The sequence below is a fragment of the Nitrospinota bacterium genome (assembly GCA_016235255.1).
Taxonomy (GTDB): Bacteria; Nitrospinota_A; UBA7883; order UBA7883; family JACRLM01; genus JACRLM01.
In genome coordinates this window covers 37853-55275 of sequence record JACRLM010000044.1, presented here as the reverse complement: position 1 = coordinate 55275, position 17423 = coordinate 37853, and the positions used below count along the sequence as shown (strand labels likewise).

Annotated in this window: 15 protein-coding genes; 9 read left to right on the top strand and 6 right to left on the bottom strand. The window is 56.3% G+C overall.

Annotation, left to right across the window (positions count from 1 at the left end):
- Positions 1-483: 483 nt before the first annotated feature.
- Together HZB29_06125 and mqnE are read right to left on the bottom strand one after the other, a co-directional pair.
- Positions 484-1281: a menaquinone biosynthesis protein gene (locus HZB29_06125; GenBank protein MBI5815170.1), complete on the bottom strand. Its 798-nt coding sequence runs from the start codon at positions 1279-1281 to the stop codon at positions 484-486.
- A complete protein-coding gene (gene mqnE / locus HZB29_06120; GenBank protein MBI5815169.1) occupies positions 1281-2369 on the bottom strand; it encodes an aminofutalosine synthase MqnE in 1089 nt (362 codons plus the stop codon). Before mqnE ends, HZB29_06125 begins: the two co-directional genes overlap by 1 nt.
- Positions 2370-2568: 199 nt before the next feature.
- Between mqnE and HZB29_06115 the strand changes: the two genes are divergently transcribed.
- Both HZB29_06115 and HZB29_06110 read left to right on the top strand, forming a co-directional pair.
- Positions 2569-3243, top strand: coding sequence for a DUF4390 domain-containing protein (locus HZB29_06115; protein ID MBI5815168.1), 675 nt, complete (start codon positions 2569-2571; stop codon positions 3241-3243).
- 64 nt (positions 3244-3307) lie between these two features.
- Positions 3308-5398 (top strand): O-antigen ligase family protein, encoded by a 2091-nt coding sequence (locus HZB29_06110; protein ID MBI5815167.1) that lies wholly within the window; start codon positions 3308-3310, stop codon positions 5396-5398.
- Positions 5399-5420: 22 nt separating this feature from the next.
- On the opposite strand, the gene HZB29_06105 is transcribed toward HZB29_06110, so the two are convergent.
- The 3 genes from HZB29_06105 to waaC are packed head-to-tail and all read right to left on the bottom strand — an operon-like array spanning position 5421 to position 8226.
- Positions 5421-6002: a PilZ domain-containing protein gene (locus HZB29_06105; protein MBI5815166.1), complete on the bottom strand. Its 582-nt coding sequence runs from the start codon at positions 6000-6002 to the stop codon at positions 5421-5423.
- Positions 6003-6056: 54 nt separating this feature from the next.
- Positions 6057-7169 (bottom strand): HAD-IIIA family hydrolase, encoded by a 1113-nt coding sequence (locus HZB29_06100; GenBank protein MBI5815165.1) that lies wholly within the window; start codon positions 7167-7169, stop codon positions 6057-6059.
- Between the two features lies 1 nt (position 7170).
- Positions 7171-8226, bottom strand: coding sequence for a lipopolysaccharide heptosyltransferase I (waaC, locus tag HZB29_06095; GenBank protein ID MBI5815164.1), 1056 nt, complete (start codon positions 8224-8226; stop codon positions 7171-7173).
- 194 nt (positions 8227-8420) lie between these two features.
- On the opposite strand from waaC, the gene HZB29_06090 reads away from it, so the two are divergent.
- Entirely contained in the window at positions 8421-8945 is a 525-nt protein-coding gene (locus tag HZB29_06090; GenBank protein ID MBI5815163.1) for a ferritin family protein, read from the top strand.
- A 107-nt stretch (positions 8946-9052) separates the two neighbouring features.
- On the opposite strand, the gene HZB29_06085 is transcribed toward HZB29_06090, so the two are convergent.
- Positions 9053-9295, bottom strand: coding sequence for a hypothetical protein (locus HZB29_06085; protein ID MBI5815162.1), 243 nt, complete (start codon positions 9293-9295; stop codon positions 9053-9055).
- 199 nt (positions 9296-9494) lie between these two features.
- Between HZB29_06085 and HZB29_06080 the strand changes: the two genes are divergently transcribed.
- The 6 genes from HZB29_06080 to HZB29_06055 all read left to right on the top strand — a co-directional run bounded on the left by HZB29_06080 (position 9495) and on the right by HZB29_06055 (position 17414).
- The gene (locus tag HZB29_06080; protein ID MBI5815161.1) at positions 9495-10937 is read left to right on the top strand and encodes an NFACT family protein; all 1443 of its coding nucleotides are present in this window, start codon (positions 9495-9497) and stop codon (positions 10935-10937) included.
- 74 nt (positions 10938-11011) lie between these two features.
- A complete protein-coding gene (locus tag HZB29_06075; GenBank protein ID MBI5815160.1) occupies positions 11012-12361 on the top strand; it encodes a trypsin-like peptidase domain-containing protein in 1350 nt (449 codons plus the stop codon).
- An 84-nt stretch (positions 12362-12445) separates the two neighbouring features.
- Entirely contained in the window at positions 12446-12661 is a 216-nt protein-coding gene (locus HZB29_06070; protein ID MBI5815159.1) for a dodecin domain-containing protein, read from the top strand.
- A 167-nt stretch (positions 12662-12828) separates the two neighbouring features.
- On the top strand, positions 12829-13845 hold the full coding sequence (aroF, locus tag HZB29_06065; protein MBI5815158.1) for a 3-deoxy-7-phosphoheptulonate synthase: 1017 nt from the start codon (positions 12829-12831) through the stop codon (positions 13843-13845).
- 326 nt (positions 13846-14171) lie between these two features.
- A complete protein-coding gene (locus tag HZB29_06060; GenBank protein ID MBI5815157.1) occupies positions 14172-15386 on the top strand; it encodes an ammonium transporter in 1215 nt (404 codons plus the stop codon).
- Positions 15387-15455: 69 nt separating this feature from the next.
- Positions 15456-17414, top strand: a complete 1959-nt coding sequence (locus HZB29_06055) for an ATP-dependent DNA helicase (GenBank protein MBI5815156.1) — start codon at positions 15456-15458, stop codon at positions 17412-17414.
- The last annotated feature ends 9 nt before the right edge of the window (positions 17415-17423 follow it).

Genomic DNA, 17423 nt, shown 5'->3' with positions numbered 1-17423 from the left:
CAGGTTGAGGAAAGTGAGCGGTTATAAACACCTGCCAGAACTGCGTGAGATCATGAAACGGGCTCTGGCGGGGAAGATAATGGTGAAAGCGGCGTGACGGTCATGCCGGGAGTTTCAACTAAAAAAGGGATTGACTCCGTGAAGCCGGATGCCGTTAATATACTGGTGACATCCTTCCTGAAAGAAGGATCTTCTCCGCAAATTAACGATCTCATATATCCAGCGTTTAATAGTTGCTACAACAACGGCGAAGGTTTTTGGCCCTGCAAATCAACCGTCAACCAAATGTTCTTACAAATATTGAGTATATGTCAACAATTAATGGTAAATAACATGTCCATGAGCGATACGCATTTGTAATAATATGATCCTCAACCCCGGAGAGCTTTTCCTGTTTAATATCACCACTTTTATACGTCACGACAGTCACAAGGCCGCACACATTACTCCGTGGCATTGGCGTTCAAGAAGTGACTTTACCGGTCAGCCGTAAAATTCCAGGTCGTCCCGCTGGCACAGCCCCATGGCGCGGGCGGCGGAGAGGAAATAGGATAGGCCCTCTTTTTCTTCGCTTTGAAGGTCAAACAGGATGTTCTTTGTCAGGTAATCATAAAGCTCGTCCGCCTGGCGGTGCGATTTTGTCTCCTGGCGGGCGATAAGTTCCCTGTTCTTCAGCCCGACCGCCTTTGCCTCGGCGATGGCGGCGATAGCCAGGTCCCACTTCTCCCCGCGCCGGGCGCAAAGAGCCGCATGGACGAATGGCCTGCCGCAATGCGAGAACCACATCTCCCCAAGGTCGTGGACCACATATTTCTCGCGGTCGATGGAAAACGCCGCGTCGCCGATAACAAGGCCGGCCTCTGCGCTGTCGAGCATTTTCGCCGGATCTCCCCCGCCGACGACTATTGACGGATCTTTCCCGAACTTCTCCCTGAAAAGTATCCGCAGCATCGCCACGGAAGTGCGCGAGCGAGGATCTACGCAAACCGAGTCCACCTCCTCCACCGCTTTTTCCGAGAACAGCAGCACCGTCTGCACCCTGCCAAGGGAGGCGATGCATACCACCGGGACTATCACCGCGTCCTTGTTGCGGGCGTATTCGATGGACGGGACGAGCGCCATGTCCAGTTCGCCTGCGTGGAACCTTTCGGCCAGGTTTGCCGGGGTGTCTATTATCAGCTTGAAAGGCATTTCCACAAGGCCGTGCCTGAATGGATGCAATATGGGCTTTGAGTTGAGAAAATCGTGGAATCCCACCCTCGGGCGCGAAGCTTCCGTCATCAGGTAGTCACCAGGTTGTAAACGGTGTCCCTCTCCACAGGGACGCGCCCCGCCTCGACGATGAGCGCTTCAAGGCCGCGCTTTGCCATGCGTTGCGCGGTCTCGGCCCCGGCGGAGTGGGTGATCTTCTCCTCCACCACTGTACCGTCCACGTCGTCCGCGCCGAACGAGAGCGAAAGCTGGGCGATCTTTTCCCCGATCATGATCCAGAACGCCTTTATATGCGGGAAATTGTCCAGCATAAGCCTGGCCAGCGCGATCATCCGCAGGTCCATCTGCCCCGTTGTGCGGGGCAGCTTCTCATAGTCCGTGTTCTTCGGATGGAACGCCAGCGGGATGAACGTGAGAAATCCCCCGGTCTCCTCCTGCGCGCTCCGCAGCCGCATAAGATGGTCCACCCGGTCCTCCGTTTTCTCTATATGGCCGTACAACATCGTGGCGTTGGAGCGCAGCCCGGCGCGGTGGGCCGCCTTGTGGACATTCAGCCATTCCTCCCCGGTTATCTTTTCCGGGCAAATTTTCTTTCTCACCCTTCCGGCGAAAATCTCCGCCCCGCCCCCGGGCAACGAGCCCAGACCGGCGTCCCTGAATTCGGCGAGAACATTCTCCACGCTTTTGCCGGATATTTTGGCGAAATATGCTATTTCCACCGCCGTGAAGGCCTGTATGTGCGCCGCCGGGAAGTCATCATGGAGCCTTCGCGCCATTTCAAGGTAGTACGAGTACGGCATGGTGGGATGAAGCCCGCCGACGATGTGGAACTCCGAGAAACTTTGCCCGTCGTATTTATGCGCCTCCTCAAGGACGCGTTCCACGGACATGGTGTACCCGTCCTCGTCCCCCTCCTTGCGCGAAAAAGCGCAGAACTTGCAGGAATTCACGCAAAGGTTCGTGTGGTTTATATGGCGGTTGTTGATGTAATAAGCGCTGGATCCGTTGAGCCTCTCGCGCACGGTGTTGGCCATCCGGCCAAGCGCCAGCATGTCCGCCGTCCTGTCGAGCGCAACCCCGTCCTCGAAAGAGAGCCTTTCGCCCGCGTAAACTTTTTCCGCGATCCGGTTTATCGCCGGATCGGCCGACTTGAACATAATGAACACCTTGAATACATCCAGATTTAGATTTTAGCCTCACCAACCCGCATTGGCAAGAATTGAACTGCGCATCGAGCCCGCTTGCATGCGCATTTGTCTTGATTTTTTGCGTTCGCAAAGTTAGTGTTGAAACCAATTATTTCCGGTTAAAGATTTGAAAGTCAGAAAAAAGAGTCCCGGCGGCTTGTCATATTTCTTGGCCCCGGGCTTGTTTGCGGCCATATTCTTTTCTACGTTCCTCCAGGCATGGAATCCCCGGCAGGCGGCGGCGGACGCTTTCATCGTGGACGTGGTGCGCTCCGGCCAGGGGGAAAGGCTTGGCGCTTCCGCCATCCTCAAAGGGGCCTTCACCAGGGAAATCAAGGAAAGCGTGCTAAGCGGCATGCCGATGACTTTCACTTATTTCATTGAGCTTAAAAGGATCCGCTCGCTTATATGGAACGAGACCTCGCGCAAACTGGCCGTCAAGAGGACGGTGAAGTTCGACGCGTTGCGCAAGGTGTACCTCATGTGGGAAAAGAAAGGTGAGAATGACGAGGACCTGACTTTCGAACAGGAGCTGGCGGCCGCGGAGTACAACAAGGAAAAGGCGAAGGACCAGCCAACGCAGGCAGACGGCCAGCAGGCGCAGGAACCGGCCATGGGCGATTATGAGCAAATGGAAAAATGGATGACCCGCCTTGAAGGTGTGGACATGGGGCCCGTGTCCAACCTCAAGCAAGGCGCGCGCTATTATTTCATGGTCAGATGCGAGATGAAGTCCATCAAGCTTATTCCACCGTTCAACTACATCCTCTTTTTTGTCTCGCTATGGGACTTCGACACCGAATGGGAAAATTCCACCCCCTTCATCATAAACGGCGTATCCTAGGCCCCAATGGCCGAGACCTCGCTGATATCGTGGCCAATATGACCGCATCCCCGGAGCTCAACAGATGACCGCCCAGGACGGGAAAAGCTCTTCAGCCGGATTATTGATCAATCCTTACTGGATGCTTTGCCTGTTCGCCTTGATAGGATCCGGAGCATATTTCTTCGCCCTGCCGGAAAAATGGGCTGCGGGGATTGCCATTGCCGCCTTTGTGGTGGCAACGGCGGCAAATCCCGCCAACGGCCTTGCCTTCACGTTGCTGGCCACCCCGTTTTTCCTCGGGGAAAGCGGGTGGCCGTATTACTGGATTACAGAAATCCTGATATACGGCGCGCTTACGTCCGCCCTTGCCCATCGGTTATTGCGTGGATGGCGGTTTGAAATTCCATCCGGCCGCTTGATCGCGCTTCTGATAATAGCCTCCGCCGCCAGCGTCCCAATTGACGGAAAAGAGTTTTACTATGAGTTTTGGGCCGTCGGATTTTCGGAGCAGGCGGCCAACTGGCTGGCCGCGCACCCAATACCTCGCGTTAATTATCTGCGGACATTGATGAACCTTGTTTCGGGGCTGGGGCTTTTCGCCGTGGCTTGCCACATTACCTCCCAGGCAGGGCCATCATATTTGCGAAAGCTGCTTTCGGCGTACGTGGCGCTTGCGGGCGCAATATGCTTGATAGCAGTCTTGCTGGCCTACGGCGCCGTCCCCCATAATCCTGATAAATGGCGCTACCTTGGGCTCTCCCTTGTGGGCAAGTATGGGGACTCCATAACCGGATTTTCATACGCGCTCCATTTCTTCAACCAATATCTTCTGCTCGCCCTCCCGCTGGCCGCGGGACTTGCGTGGCTCGGCAAGTCCAGGCCCTTCACCGTGGCGTTTTACTCCGCGATCACGGCGGCAATCGGCTTTTGCGTCATCCAGGGGGGGCTTCGCACCGCTGCCATCGCCCTTTATCTGGCGGTGCTGATTTTGATAGCGCTGATAATCCTGCCTGCGCTCAAGGGGCGAATAAAGGGTTCTACGCTGACCACTGCCGCAGGTCTGGCGGTGTTCGCCGTCATCATAGGAGCGGCGCTGGCCACGAATATGGCCTCCGAGCGTTTCCAGAAGGAGATATTCGGCAGGTTAAGCTGGGAATTGATAAAAAATTCATGGATGTATATAGATGATCCCCTGTATTTCATGCGGGCTAACGTCATCCTCGAACCGAGGCTTTTCCTCTGGCACACCGCGGCGCTGATGTTCATCTTCTCGCCGCTTTTGGGGGTAGGCCTCGGCCGGTTCACGGCGCTTTTCTGGGACTTTTTCTCCGCCGACTATACAAACTGGGAAGACGTGGGCTTTGCCACGCATGAATCGGCCCATTCCATATACGCCGAGCTCCTCGCTGACCAGGGATTGATCGGCTTCGGGCTTTTCTTTTCTTTCGTTTTGCTGACGCTTTTCGCCGGATACCGCTATATCAAGTCCGGCCCGGCAGCCGGACAAAAGACGCTTGCGGCAGCCCTTCTTTTTTCCGGATTGATGTGGCTTTTCCTGGGAATAACCCACCATACGCCCGTTTGCCGCGCTATAGACTCCTCTTTCTGGATATCGCTGGGCATGCTGGCCGGGCTGGCGGCAGGCTTTCAAAAGCCTTTTTTCAAAGGCCGCGTTTTTTTTCTTTCCGCCATCACCTGCATCGCTGTGGCCTTCGTCTGGCAGGTGAAAACGGTGATGGACCAGACAGTCAACCCAGGCTTTGCCGCCGGATTCCACAATTGGGAAAAACAGCCGGACGGGACGGTGGGACGCTGGATGGGGCGCAGGGGAGTGTTTTATTCCGACGTGATCGACGGGAAAATAAGCATGACGCTGGCCTGTCCTTTGCCGGGGGTGAATAACAGGCCGCAGGTAGTGACCATCATGGCCGACGGAAAGACGGAACGCGTTTCCCTTGCTGGATCCCAGGCCGTGAACGTGACAATCCCCGCAGGCAAGAAAGATGGCAAGAGCCTTGTGATGATGGAGGCGGCATACATCGTAAATCCGCGCGTGGCCGGAATAAGCGCGGATGACAGGGACCTTGGCGTTATCGTTATGGAGCAGAAGGCCGGCAAGCGGCGTTTCTCCCGCTTTTTCTGGGGCGCCGAAAGGTACAGCCAGAAAAATTGACCATACATCGCAACTGGCGGCGTCACTCCCGTTTTTTCTGCAGGATCTCCCGCTGACGGCGGAACAGGAACTGCACTATCTCCTCCCTGTCCATGTGGTTGATGGCGTCAAACTCCACCTCCAAAAGAATCTCTTCCTGTTTTTCAGGATCGGGAGTGACCGCGACGACTTTGGCCAAAGTTTCCACCATCACCATCGGGTATGCCGGAGGATTAAGGCGGAGCCTTAGCAAATCATCCTTTGCGATCGGCTCGGCCAGCTTTATCACCGCTCCACCTTCTGAAAGTGAAAGGCACATGCCTGCCGAGAAACTCTGATCGTCCGCGGCTTGCCTGCTGGTCAGACGGATCAGGTAATCCAGCTTTTTTTCCAGCGCCGCCCACATCTTGAAAATATGCGGCGCCGAACGCTGGAAATCAACCAGATCGGCGGCGTCTATGGCGGACTCTGAAAAGGCGGGGGGCGGGGCCATGTACCTGTCGGATGTGCGGTGGCTCACGATTTCCGCCTTGAGCATGGCCGTGTCCTCAGCCCGCTTCCAGCGCACCGAAAAGCAGACCGGCACACTTACATACTTGTGGCTTTCCCCGCCGCTATCGTCCATTGTCCCACGCTCCGCTAATTGATTCAGCCCGGCTAAAATCTATCATCCCGCCGCTTATTTGCGCAATCCGGCGTCGGCCAGAATCCAATCAACCGCCTCCTTTATGCCGTCCGCCACGAAAGCGGGTGGACGGACCTCGCCGCTGATTATCTTTCCTTCGTCCCTGGCGCCATATCCGGTCCGCACAAGGATCGCCTTTGCGCCGGTGGCGGGGCCCAGCTCGATGTCGCTTATCTTGTCTCCGACGACGTATGATTCCGGAAGATCGGCGCCAAGCTCCTTTGCGGCGCGTATCAGCATGCCGGGCATCGGCTTCCTGCAATCGCAGGTTTTGGCGTAATCGGCCACGCTCCCTTCGGGATGATGGGGGCAATATTCGATCCGGTCTATCGTCACCCCCGCCTCCCGCGTCCATTTCATCAGCAGATCATGCGTCTGCCGGACAAGCTCCTCGGTCATCAACCCCCTGGCCACGCCGGACTGGTTTGTTATCACCACCACCTTGAATCCGGCCGAGTTGAGCTTTCGTATCGCCTCCAGCGTATCTGGGTAAAGCCGGAACTGGGCGATATCGCGTATATGATTGTCCTCCACGTTCACGCATCCGTCCCTGTCCAGGAACACTATGCGGAGTTTTGTCGCGGCGCAACGAATGCCCGCGGTTTTTCTTTCAATCATGGTTGACACGATCCACCCTATGATAAAGCCTATCACGGCGCCCGCCGCCACGTCCGAAGGGTAATGCGCCCCCACCGCCACGCGGGACAAGCTCACAAGAAGCCCCGCCGGGACAAGCGCCCACAACATTGGACGGAAAAAATACCCAATCGCCCCGGCTATGGCCAGCGAATTTATGGCGTGATTGGAGGGGAAAGAATACGCCTCGCCACAACCGATAAGAATCCGCACGTTTTCCAGCGCGAAGCAGGGCCTGGCCCTGGCGGCAAGTTCCTTTAAAACATAAAAACCAAGCGCATCCCCTATTCCCACCGCGATCACAGCCGCGGCAATCGCCCACAGGCCGCGCCGTCTGTCCCGGATCAGCAGGCCCGCCGCAAGCAGCCCTGCCGGCGCGCTCCAAGTGGACGTGCTGGACGCCGTCACCATCACCGTGTCCCACGCATGGCCGGACACGCTGTTTATGGCACGGAAAAGCGCCTCGTCCATGTTATCGTCTCGCTCCCGCCTTGGCAGTTGCGTTCCAGGCGGTCAGCACGGATTCCACGCTTATCGAATCCATGCACTCCATTCCTTTTTCGCATTCCCTTTTGTAGCACGGAGAGCAATCCACGGAAGCGGCCACCACCATATTGCCGGGGCCGTATGGGCCCGTGAGATTGGGATTTGTCGGGCCGAAAACCGCCACCACCGGGATATTGAGAGCTACCGCAAGGTGCATGGGGCCGGAATCGTTTGTGAACATCACCGCCGCGCGCCCGAGCAGGGCCGCAAGGTGGGCGAATCCACCTTTGCCCGTGAGGTCCATGGCGGCGGGGCCGGCCATGGAGGCAAGTTGAGCCCCGGTCTTCACGTCATCCGGCCCGCCGATAATCACCGACCTCATTCCATGCCTTTTCTCCAGCTCTTTTACAAGTCCGGCGAACTTTTCGGCGCTCCAGCGTTTTGTTTTCCATCTGGCGTTGGGATTGACCACGGCGAAGGGCTCTTTTGGCGTAACGGTCTCGGCCCATAGCGTTTCCCTTTGTGGAACGCTTATTCCGTAGTCTGGCCCCCCCTGAAATGGAATCCCTATTTCCTTCAGCGCGCCAAGGTATCTTTCGATGGCATGGACCTGGCCGGGGGGCCGCCCTATTTTCCTGTTGTAAAACAGGGTGGCTCCCTCCCGTGCGTAATCAAATCCGATTTTAAGGGGGGAGCGCGCCGCCGCCGTGATCAGGCCGGAACGCAGCAATCCCTGCAGGTCCACCACCGCGTCGTATTCTTTTTCCCGCACGTTGCGCAGAAAACCGGAAATCTGCGATAGCACGCCGGGCTTCCAAAAACTCCCCCACTCTTTGCGCTTGAACAGGATCACATTGTCCACATGCCTGGAAAGGCCCACCAATTCGCGGTATCCTTCGGCCACCACCCAGTCTAAGGATATGTCCGGCCTGGCTTTTTTCACCGCCGCCACGACAGGAAACGTGTGCACAACGTCCCCCATGGCGGAGAGTTTTATGACAAGAATCCTTGCGCCATTTTTCAAATATTCGTCCATAACCATTTATGGTAGCAAAAACGCGGGCTGGAAACTTTAATTTATCTTCACCGGCCGGGGTGGACTTTCCTGTCGTCCAGGGGGACATGCATGTCGCGCACACAAGTTCCGCCGGGCAATAACAGGATATTTTTCAACCCGGTAAAATTTGGCCCGATCTATGCTGTTCCATCAAGCATGACTTACAACAAAAAGGAGACATGGTCATGTACAGCCAGGTGATAAGCGGGCTAGACACAGCCGATGTCTTGAAGACAGCCATCTACAACGAAAAGTTGGCGGCGGACTATTATGATTCCATGGCCGACTATTGCAGCAGGGGCGGAAATCCGAAGGCCGCCGATTTTTTCAGGTACCAGGCGATGAGGGAGCGCGGGCACTTCAACGGCCTTATGAAATTCATGAAGCGCAGGGGAGAGAGCAACACTCCAGCCTTGGGCGAGGTGATCGCATGGGTTGGTTTTGAGAGCGCCAACGTTGAAAAAATGAATCCAAAGCTTTCATTGGACGACTCGCTGCGGCATGTTGAGAAAAGGGAAGCCGAAGCTTTCGCTTTTTACGATGAATATTCGGCGAAAGTGGACGATCCCGAAGTCGCCTCCCTCTTCAAACATCTTGCTTTGGAGGAGGCCAGACACATGAAGCTGGCCCAAAAGACGCGGAACATTTACGAGCGGCGCGGACTTCTGGAAGAGCCTGAATATGAGGATCTGGGATTGGGATGAGGCAAGCCGGCTAAGGTCTCGCAACCCATACAGTTTTGTTGATTCGTATGGGTTGCGAGTTTAGCTCGCGGAAAAATCGGAAAATCGGGAAAAAGCGGGAAAAGAAGTTATTTCTTCTCTTCCTTCTTCTCCTCTTTCTTCTCTTCTTTCTTCTCTTCCTTCTTGGCCTTCTTGGCCTTCTTCTCTACTTTTTTCTCTTCCTTCTTCTCGCCAGCGGCGGCCGGAGCGGCAGCAGCAGGAGCGGCAGCGGCCGGAGCCTCAGCCTTCTTCTCCTCGGCGGAAGCGAAGGAACCACCAACAGTCACCAAGAAAGCAGCAGCAATGAACGCAACAAAAGTCCTAATAGCCATATATACCCCCAAAAAGGTTAAAACAATAAGGTAGTAACATAGCCCAACAATATTCAAAAATCCAGTGAAATTTTAATTTTCTTGGATTTGGCGCTTTCCTTCGTCCAACGGCTCAAGTCGTCCCCTTTTGATAAAATACAGTCCCGGCAACGGCGCTTTGGCCGTATCCTTGATAAAGCGCTTTGGATATAAAGGAAAAATGAACATGACCGCCAACGAACTTTCAGGGACCATAGCGGAGATAAAGGCCGCCTGTGAAGGGTCTTTTGTGGACAAAATCGTCCAGACCGCTCCATGGGAATGGGTGTTCGCTTTCCGGAAGGGGGGGCGCAAAAGCTGGCTGCTTGTCAGCCTCTCGCCGCGCAACGGCAGGGCCCACCTGGTTTTTTCAGCTCACGAAGCCTTGGCCGAAAACGGCCATTTTACGCGGCTTTTGAAAAAAACGCTGGAGAGGGGGTATCTTTTCGCCGTCACCCAGCCCGGCCTGGACAGGATTTTGCGGCTAAGCTTCAACACCGCCGGGGGGGACTATCACCTGGCCTGCGAACTGATGGGGACCCGCGCCAACGCCTTTCTCCTGAACAGCGAGGAAAAGGTCATCGCCATGGCGCTGGACCGCCGCGGGCGAATCGCTTCGGGTGACATATACACTCCCCCTCCCCCCCGTCCTATAACGCAGGAAACGGACACAAAACCGTCATATATGGAAGACGGCGGCTTTCCTGCAAGCCGCGCCATGGAAGCCGCGCACAGGGAATCCGCCGAAAAAGAAAAAACCGATGAACTGCGCCGTGAAGCGGCGGCGCCGCTATTGGGCGAATTGAAAAAGATCGGCAAGTTGAAAGTGGCCTTGGAAAAAGAGATGGAGCAACTCGCCTGTTTCAAGGACGACAGACGGCTTGGGGACATCCTTCAGGCCAGCTTCCATCTTATAAGGAAAGGATGCGCCTCCATCACGGTTCCGGACGTATATTCCGCCGAAGAACGCACGGTTGAAATACCCTTGAATCCGGCTCTGGGCCCCGCCGAGAATGTGGCCCTCTACTATAAGAGGCACAGGAAGTTTGAAAAAGGGCTGGCTCGCATCGCCGAAACATTGCGGGAGCTGGACAAAAAGACCGCGGCAATAAAAGAACGGCTTTTGCAAATCGAATCCGGTAAATGGCGGCCGGAGCCAAAACCGGAAGGAATCGCGCGGCAAAAGGCCCTCCATGGCCAGGCGGCAAAAGCCAAACAAAAAGCGGCGCAAACGGGGCCAAGGAGGTTCATCTCATCTGAAGGGCACCTGATAATGGTGGGGCGCAATGACAGGGAAAACGACGAACTGACCTTCCGGATCGCGTCCGGGAAAGACCTTTGGCTCCACGCGCGGGACTACCCGGGCTCCCACGTGGTGGCAAAATTGCCAAAGGGGATACAGCTGCCGCAAATAACCCTGCGGGAAGCGGCCATGCTGGCCATCCATTATTCCAAGGCGGCCAAGTCCGGCAAGGGGGAGGTGACGTGGCTTTTCGCAAAGGACGTGAAAAAGCCCAAGAGGGCGGCGCCGGGCAAGGTTATCGTCACCGGGGCCAAGTCCCTAGCGGTGAGGGTGGACGAGGAACTGATAAAAGAGATGAAAAGGAAGGGGGAAGAAGCTTGATAACGGCCGGATTTTTGTGGGTGAGCGGCCTTAATGATAATATTTCAAAGAGAATATCAAGGGTTGGACGGTCAATGAAATCATCCGTTTTGCTTGCGGCAATTGCCGCGCCGTTACTCGCGTTTTTAACTCCGGTCAACTCCTATGCGGCCAACAGGCGCACGGTGATAGTGGAGGCGGTGGAAAAGACGAGCCCTGCCGTGGTCAATATAAACACATCCAAAAGAGAACAGGTCAATCCTTTCAGAAGAAGCCCTTTGGGGGCATTCGGAGGGGCCTTGGGCCCGATGACCGTTGAACGGGAGTCGCTCGGCTCCGGTGTCATTATAAAGCAGGACGGTTACATACTCACAAACAACCATGTGATTGACGGCGCCACGGAAATACGGGTGACGCTGGCGGACGAGCGGGAGTTTGCCGCCGAAGTAGTTGGGGCGGACCCGGCCTCCGACCTGGCTGTGATCAAAGTGAGCTCGGCAACGCCCCTGCCTGTGGCGAAAATGGGGCGGTCGGACGACATAATGATAGGGGAGACGATCATCGCCATCGGCAATCCGTTCGGGCTCACCCACTCGGCCACAACGGGCATCATCTCCGCCACCGGCAGAAGCGTGCAGGTGGAGGAGGACCGCATGCTCCACGACTTCATCCAACTGGACGCGCCGATCAATCCGGGCAACTCCGGCGGGGCGCTTGTCAACATCAACGGGGAGCTTATAGGGATCACCACCGCCGTCCACAAGGGGGGCGAGGGGATCGGTTTTGCCATCCCCATAGACAAGGCCAAACGGATAGTGGCCGACCTTATAAGTTTCGGCGCCGTTTCAAGGGCGTGGTTCGGCTTTTTCGCCCGGGACCTTTCATCGGAGCTGCGCTACCGCCTTGGGTGGAAAGGGAAGGGGGGCGCCATTGTCACAAAAGTGTTCGGTGTGGGACCGGCCAGGAAGGCGGGGCTTGCGGCCGGAGACATAGTGACCGCCATCAACGGCAAGAAGGTCTCGGACAGGAAGGACCTGTATTCCAGGCTTGCCGCCATGCCGGAAGGATCGGCCGCCATATTTAATGTGTTCAGAAGCCCCGCGCAGATTGAAATATCAATTAAAGGAACAAGAATCACCCCTGCCGTGGCGGACCAGATAGGTTATGAATGGATTGGCGTTTCCGTGGCCCCGGCGGACAAAAACAATATGGCAAGGTTCGGGCTCCCCGCCCAAAAAGGGCTTGTGATATCGAAAATAGACCCGGCCAGCGAACTTGCGAAAACAGGGGTGCGGGAAGGGGATGTGATCCGGAAAATCAACAGGACCACGGCGGACTCCCAAGAGGGTTTCCGCAACGCCGTCATGGAAAGCCAGGGATATGGCGGCGCGATATTGTATGTGCAGCGCGGCCAGTATGTTTACCAGATATCTATCGGAGACTAGTTTTTGGAGATTTCCGGCTCCGGTTCGGGATAAAATATGACAGGTGACGGTCGTTTTCCATAAACATATTCCATGGAGGCCGAGATGCATAAAACATTCAAGGTGATAAGGATGGCCGGAACTTCCCCGGTGGGCTACGAGGACGCCATAAAGATGGCCATTAGCGACGCCCATGAAAGCCTTCGTGGACTGAACTGGTTCGAGGTGGTCGAGCAGCGCGGCAGGATTGACGAAAACGGCGTCGTCCACGAATGGCAGGTGGTGATAGATGTGGCTTTCAAGGTGGAAGGGAAGAAATAAGCTGGCCCCAAAACTGCCAGAGCCGGCGGTCCGGCGCAAAAAATCGCCGCTATTGCCCGGAGCCGGCAAAATGGCATATCATCACCGTTCCCGGCCTGATGGCGGACATGCGCGTTTTTAATTGACGGCGGGATAAAGGAATAATCAGTCTGGAGACTTCTTATAACATGATCATAGTTATGCAGGAAAACGCCACCGAGCAGGACGTGGCGGACGTGATGGAGCGTGTGCGCAATTTCGGCTATACGCCGAGGATCATCGAAGGATCGCTGCGCAAGGTGGTGGCGGCGCTGGGGGATGCGCGGGACAAGGCCAGGCTTGCCGCGCTGGAGTCTTTGCACCATGTGGAAAGCGTGGTGCCGATATTGAAACCGTACAAGCTTTGCTCCCGCGAGGCCAAGAAAGAGAACACCGTGATAGACGTCAAGGGCGTCAAAATAGGCGGGAACAAGCTTGTGGTGATGGCGGGGCCGTGCTCCGTGGAGAGCAAGGACCAGCTTATGCAGACCGGCAAGTCCGTGCGGACGGCTGGCGCCACGATCCTTCGCGGCGGAGCCTTCAAGCCGCGCACTTCCCCATGGAGTTTCCAGGGCCTTGGCGAGGACGGGCTCAAGATACTACGGGACGTATCAGACGAGACCGGAATGCCTGTGGTCACCGAGATCATGAGCAACAAGGAGGTGGACCTTGTGCACGATTACTGCGATATCCTGCAGATCGGCGCCAGGAACATGCAGAACTTTTCGCTGCTAAAAGATGTTGGCAAGCTCAGAAAGCCTATTTTGCTCAAACGCGGGCTGGCTAACACCATTGAAGAATGGCTCATGTCCGCCGAGTATATCCTTTCTGAAGGGAACAACGAGGTGATCCTTTGCGAGCGCGGCATCCGCACCTTCGAGACCGCCACCCGCAACACGTTGGACCTTTCCGCCGTGCCGGTGGTGAAGGAAAAAACGCACCTTCCCATCATTGTGGACCCGAGCCACGGCGTGGGGCATTGGCAATATGTGGCCTCCATGTCCAAGGCGGCCGTGGCATGCGGCGCGGACGGGCTGATGATTGAAGTCCACTGGAAACCGGAGGAGGCTTTCTCCGACGGTCCGCAATCACTAAAACCGAACAAGTTCGCGGCGCTGATGCAGGAGCTTAACAAGGTGGCGGAGTCTGTGGGCAAGTCTTTCTGAATTTCCGAAAAAGCGCCTTGATGTAGCTATAAATCAGGGCGCTTTATTTTTTTGCCATCCGGATGGCTTCTCTATTTACAACTAACCTTTATTAATTCTTATAGATATACACCACCCTGTCCGGCCTAAATAATAGGCTCTCAACAATCTTCGTTGCCTATTATATAGGCGGCTCCAAGGTTGAAAGGCTACCTGCCGATGTAGCAAATGCGACAATTTTGCGTTAACAATCAACCGGTTATATCCCAGCGCAAAAGCCGTCGCAAACAGGCACTATCCTTGCTAGTTCAGCGATAACTTCACAATATTTATCGCGGGAATTTCAGATGGATCAAACAGCGCTCAAAGTCAGTTCCGACGTTCTTTTTCTTATGCTGGGGGCCGTGATGGTCTTCGCCATGCACGGTGGATTCGCTTTTCTTGAGTTGGGGACGGTGAGGAAAAAGAACCAGGTCAACGCGCTGGTGAAAATCATTTCCGATTTCGGTTTCTCCGCCGTGGTCTATTTTATCATCGGATTCCCTCTCGCGTACGGGATGACGTTCCTCACCCCGGCCGAGCAGATAGCCGGAACGACCAACGGCTACGACCTTGTGAAATTCTTCTTCCTGCTCACATTCGCCGCCGCGATCCCGGCCATAATCTCCGGCGGCATAGCCGAACGGGCGAAATTCTGGCCGCAGGTGGCCGCCGCCGCTATTTTCGTGGGGCTTGTATATCCCTTGTTCGAGGGGATGGTGTGGGGCCGCTTATCCTTGCTGGGCCAGAAAGACTCCATCATCGCCACAGCGCTGGGGGCTCCGTTTCATGATTACGCCGGGTCGGTGGTGGTGCATGCGCTTGGTGGGTGGATCGGGCTGATGGCTGTGTTGCGGCTTGGCGCGCGGCATGGCCGGTGGCAGGATGGCAGGTCCCATCCGATCCCGGTGAGCAACATTCCGATGCTGGCGCTGGGTAGCTGGATGCTGTGCGTGGGGTGGTTCGGATTCAACGTGATGAGCGCGCAGGAGATAACGGCGATCAGCGGCCTTGTGGCGGTCAACTCGCTGATGGCGATGGCGGGGGGGATAATAACCTCGCTGATAGTGTCCAAACGGGATCCCGGCTTCGTCCACAACGGCGCTCTGGCCGGGCTTGTGGCGGTATGCTCCGGGTCAGACCAGTTCCACCCTCTCGGCGCGTTGATCGTTGGGGGCGTGGCAGGCGTCATTTTCATGAAGGCGTTCGTGTGGGAACAGGAGCGGATGAAGATAGACGACGTGCTGGGCGTATGGCCCTTGCACGGGCTTTGCGGCACGTGGGGCGGGATAGCCTGCGGAATATTCGGCCAAAAGGCGCTGGGGGGAATCGGCGGCGTTTCATTCATGGCGCAGTTGATCGGGACGCTTGCTGGGGTCGGCCTGGCGGTGGCGTCCGGGTTCGTTGTGTACCTTGCGGTGGACAAGCTTGTGGGCTTCAGACTCTCGCGGGACGAAGAGGCCATGGGGTCCGACCTGGCGATTCACAACATTGACGCATACCCGGAAGAGAGCATCAGGTAATAACGCCGGGCGGAAAAACCCAAGGGAGTGTAAAATCATCGTTACCGGCAATTTCGCCGGGATATGATGATGGACACAAAATTGACGACCGATTCCATCGCCGGCGCCGGCGCAATTATGAGGCGCTATTTCGGCCCAGGCGGCGCCTTGTCCCAGGCGTTGTCCGCTTATGAGGCCCGGCCCGGGCAGGAGCGCATGGCCGAATCGGTTTACGCCGTCCTCACCGGGGGCGGGGCTTTGCTGGCGGAGGCGGGCACCGGCACCGGCAAGACCCTAGCCTATCTCATCCCCGCAGTCCTTAGCGGCCAAAAGGTGGCCGTTTCCACCGGCGTGCTAAACCTGCAGGAGCAGATAATCGGCAAGGACATCCCTGTCCTTGAAAAAATATTTCCGGGCAGGTTCAAGGCCGCCTGCATGAAAGGGCGCGGCAACTACCTTTGCAAACGCCGTTTCAAAAACTTCTCCCAGCAGCCTCTCTTCAACGATAACGCCGAAGGAAGGCTTTTCGCCCGGATACAGTCATGGGCCGCCATCACGCAGATTGGCGACCGGGCGGAAATGGCGGACATGCCGGACAGCTATGCGGCCTGGGGGGAGATGAACAGCAAGACGGAGCTGTGCCTTGGCACGGCATGCCCTACTTTCGACTCCTGCTTTATCACGAAAATGCGCCGGGACGCCGCCGAGGCGGACATAGTGATCGTCAACCACCACCTTTTTTTCGCCGACCTGAACGTGCGGGACAGCTCATTTGGCGAAGTGATCCCAAGGTGCGACGCGGTGATTTTCGACGAGGCGCACCTTGTGGAGGAGACCGCCTGCGCCTATTTCGGCCAGTCCATTTCAAACCACAGGATATCCGACGCCGCCCGGGACACCGAAAGGGAACTGCGTACGGAGAAGCTGGCCGACGCGGACACCGCCAAGACCATCGAAAACCTGTTGCGAAGGTCGCACTTGTTCTTCGACTCCATTGGGGAGGCCTTTGAAGGGAGGCGCAGGCTGAAAAAGCGGGACGCGGACCGGGTGGGAAAACGGGCCGAAGAGCTTTTAAATACGCTGGAACTTATGCGGGATTTCCTAATGTCGCTGAAAAACGCCACCGACCCGGTGAAATCGTGCGCGGCGAGGTTCGGCGATATAGCGGCGGCGTTGCGCGAAATAACCACCATGGAGCGGGACGATTACGTGTATTGGGTGGAAACAAGGGGCCGGGGGGTGTTCCTTCAATCGTCCCCCATAGACGTCTCCGGCCATCTGAAGGACAAGCTGTATCCAAAAGCCGGCGCCACAGTGTTCACATCGGCCACGCTCACCACGGGGGGCAACTTCGATTTTATAAAGGCCAGGCTCGGACTTTCGGAGGTGGAGGAGATAGTGGTCCCTTCCCCGTTCGATTACAAGAAACAGTCGGTGTTTTACCTCGCCGAGGATATGCCCGACCCCATGAGCGACAGGTTCCAGGCAAAAGCGGCGGAGCGGATCGAAGCGCTTCTCAAGCTGACCAAAGGGCGGGCGTTCGTGTTGTTCACAAGCTACCGGAACATGGACACGGTCTGGAGCCTGATGGAGGGGAAGTTGCCCTATTCCACGTTCAAACAGGGGGACGCGCCCCGGTCTGTGATTCTGGACAAGTTCAAGACAGATACCCATTCTGTGCTTTTCGCCACCACGTCGTTCTGGCAGGGGGTGGACGTGCCGGGAGAAGCGTTGTCGGCGGTGATAATAGACAAGCTCCCATTCGCCGCCCCGGACGACCCGGTGGTGGAGGCGAGGATAGAGATGATCTCCAAAAAAGGGGGATCGCCGTTCATGGAATACCAACTCCCGGCGGCGGCGCTTTTGCTGAAGCAGGGATTGGGCAGATTGATCCGCGGCGTTTCCGACAAGGGGCTATTGGCGGTGCTGGACAGGCGATTGTCCACAAAAAGCTACGGCAAGGTGTTTTTCAATAGCCTGCCGGAGTTTAACGTGCGAAAGACGATGGAGGAACTGGAGAAGGATTTGGAGAGATTGTGGAATGAGTAGGGGCAGGTT

Coding starts and splice junctions, on each gene's coding strand:
- HZB29_06125 (MBI5815170.1), bottom strand. CDS start 1,281: ATGACGGAAGCTTCGCGCCCGAGGGTGGGATTCCACGATTTTCTCAAC.
- HZB29_06085 (MBI5815162.1), bottom strand. CDS start 9,295: ATGGCTATTAGGACTTTTGTTGCGTTCATTGCTGCTGCTTTCTTGGTG.
- HZB29_06055 (MBI5815156.1), top strand. CDS start 15,456: ATGGACACAAAATTGACGACCGATTCCATCGCCGGCGCCGGCGCAATT.
- HZB29_06100 (MBI5815165.1), bottom strand. CDS start 7,169: ATGGACGAGGCGCTTTTCCGTGCCATAAACAGCGTGTCCGGCCATGCG.
- HZB29_06075 (MBI5815160.1), top strand. CDS start 11,012: ATGAAATCATCCGTTTTGCTTGCGGCAATTGCCGCGCCGTTACTCGCG.
- HZB29_06105 (MBI5815166.1), bottom strand. CDS start 6,002: ATGGACGATAGCGGCGGGGAAAGCCACAAGTATGTAAGTGTGCCGGTC.
- HZB29_06110 (MBI5815167.1), top strand. CDS start 3,308: ATGACCGCCCAGGACGGGAAAAGCTCTTCAGCCGGATTATTGATCAAT.
- HZB29_06060 (MBI5815157.1), top strand. CDS start 14,172: ATGGATCAAACAGCGCTCAAAGTCAGTTCCGACGTTCTTTTTCTTATG.
- HZB29_06070 (MBI5815159.1), top strand. CDS start 12,446: ATGCATAAAACATTCAAGGTGATAAGGATGGCCGGAACTTCCCCGGTG.
- waaC (MBI5815164.1), bottom strand. CDS start 8,226: ATGGTTATGGACGAATATTTGAAAAATGGCGCAAGGATTCTTGTCATA.
- HZB29_06090 (MBI5815163.1), top strand. CDS start 8,421: ATGGTCATGTACAGCCAGGTGATAAGCGGGCTAGACACAGCCGATGTC.
- mqnE (MBI5815169.1), bottom strand. CDS start 2,369: ATGTTCAAGTCGGCCGATCCGGCGATAAACCGGATCGCGGAAAAAGTT.
- aroF (MBI5815158.1), top strand. CDS start 12,829: ATGATCATAGTTATGCAGGAAAACGCCACCGAGCAGGACGTGGCGGAC.
- HZB29_06080 (MBI5815161.1), top strand. CDS start 9,495: ATGAACATGACCGCCAACGAACTTTCAGGGACCATAGCGGAGATAAAG.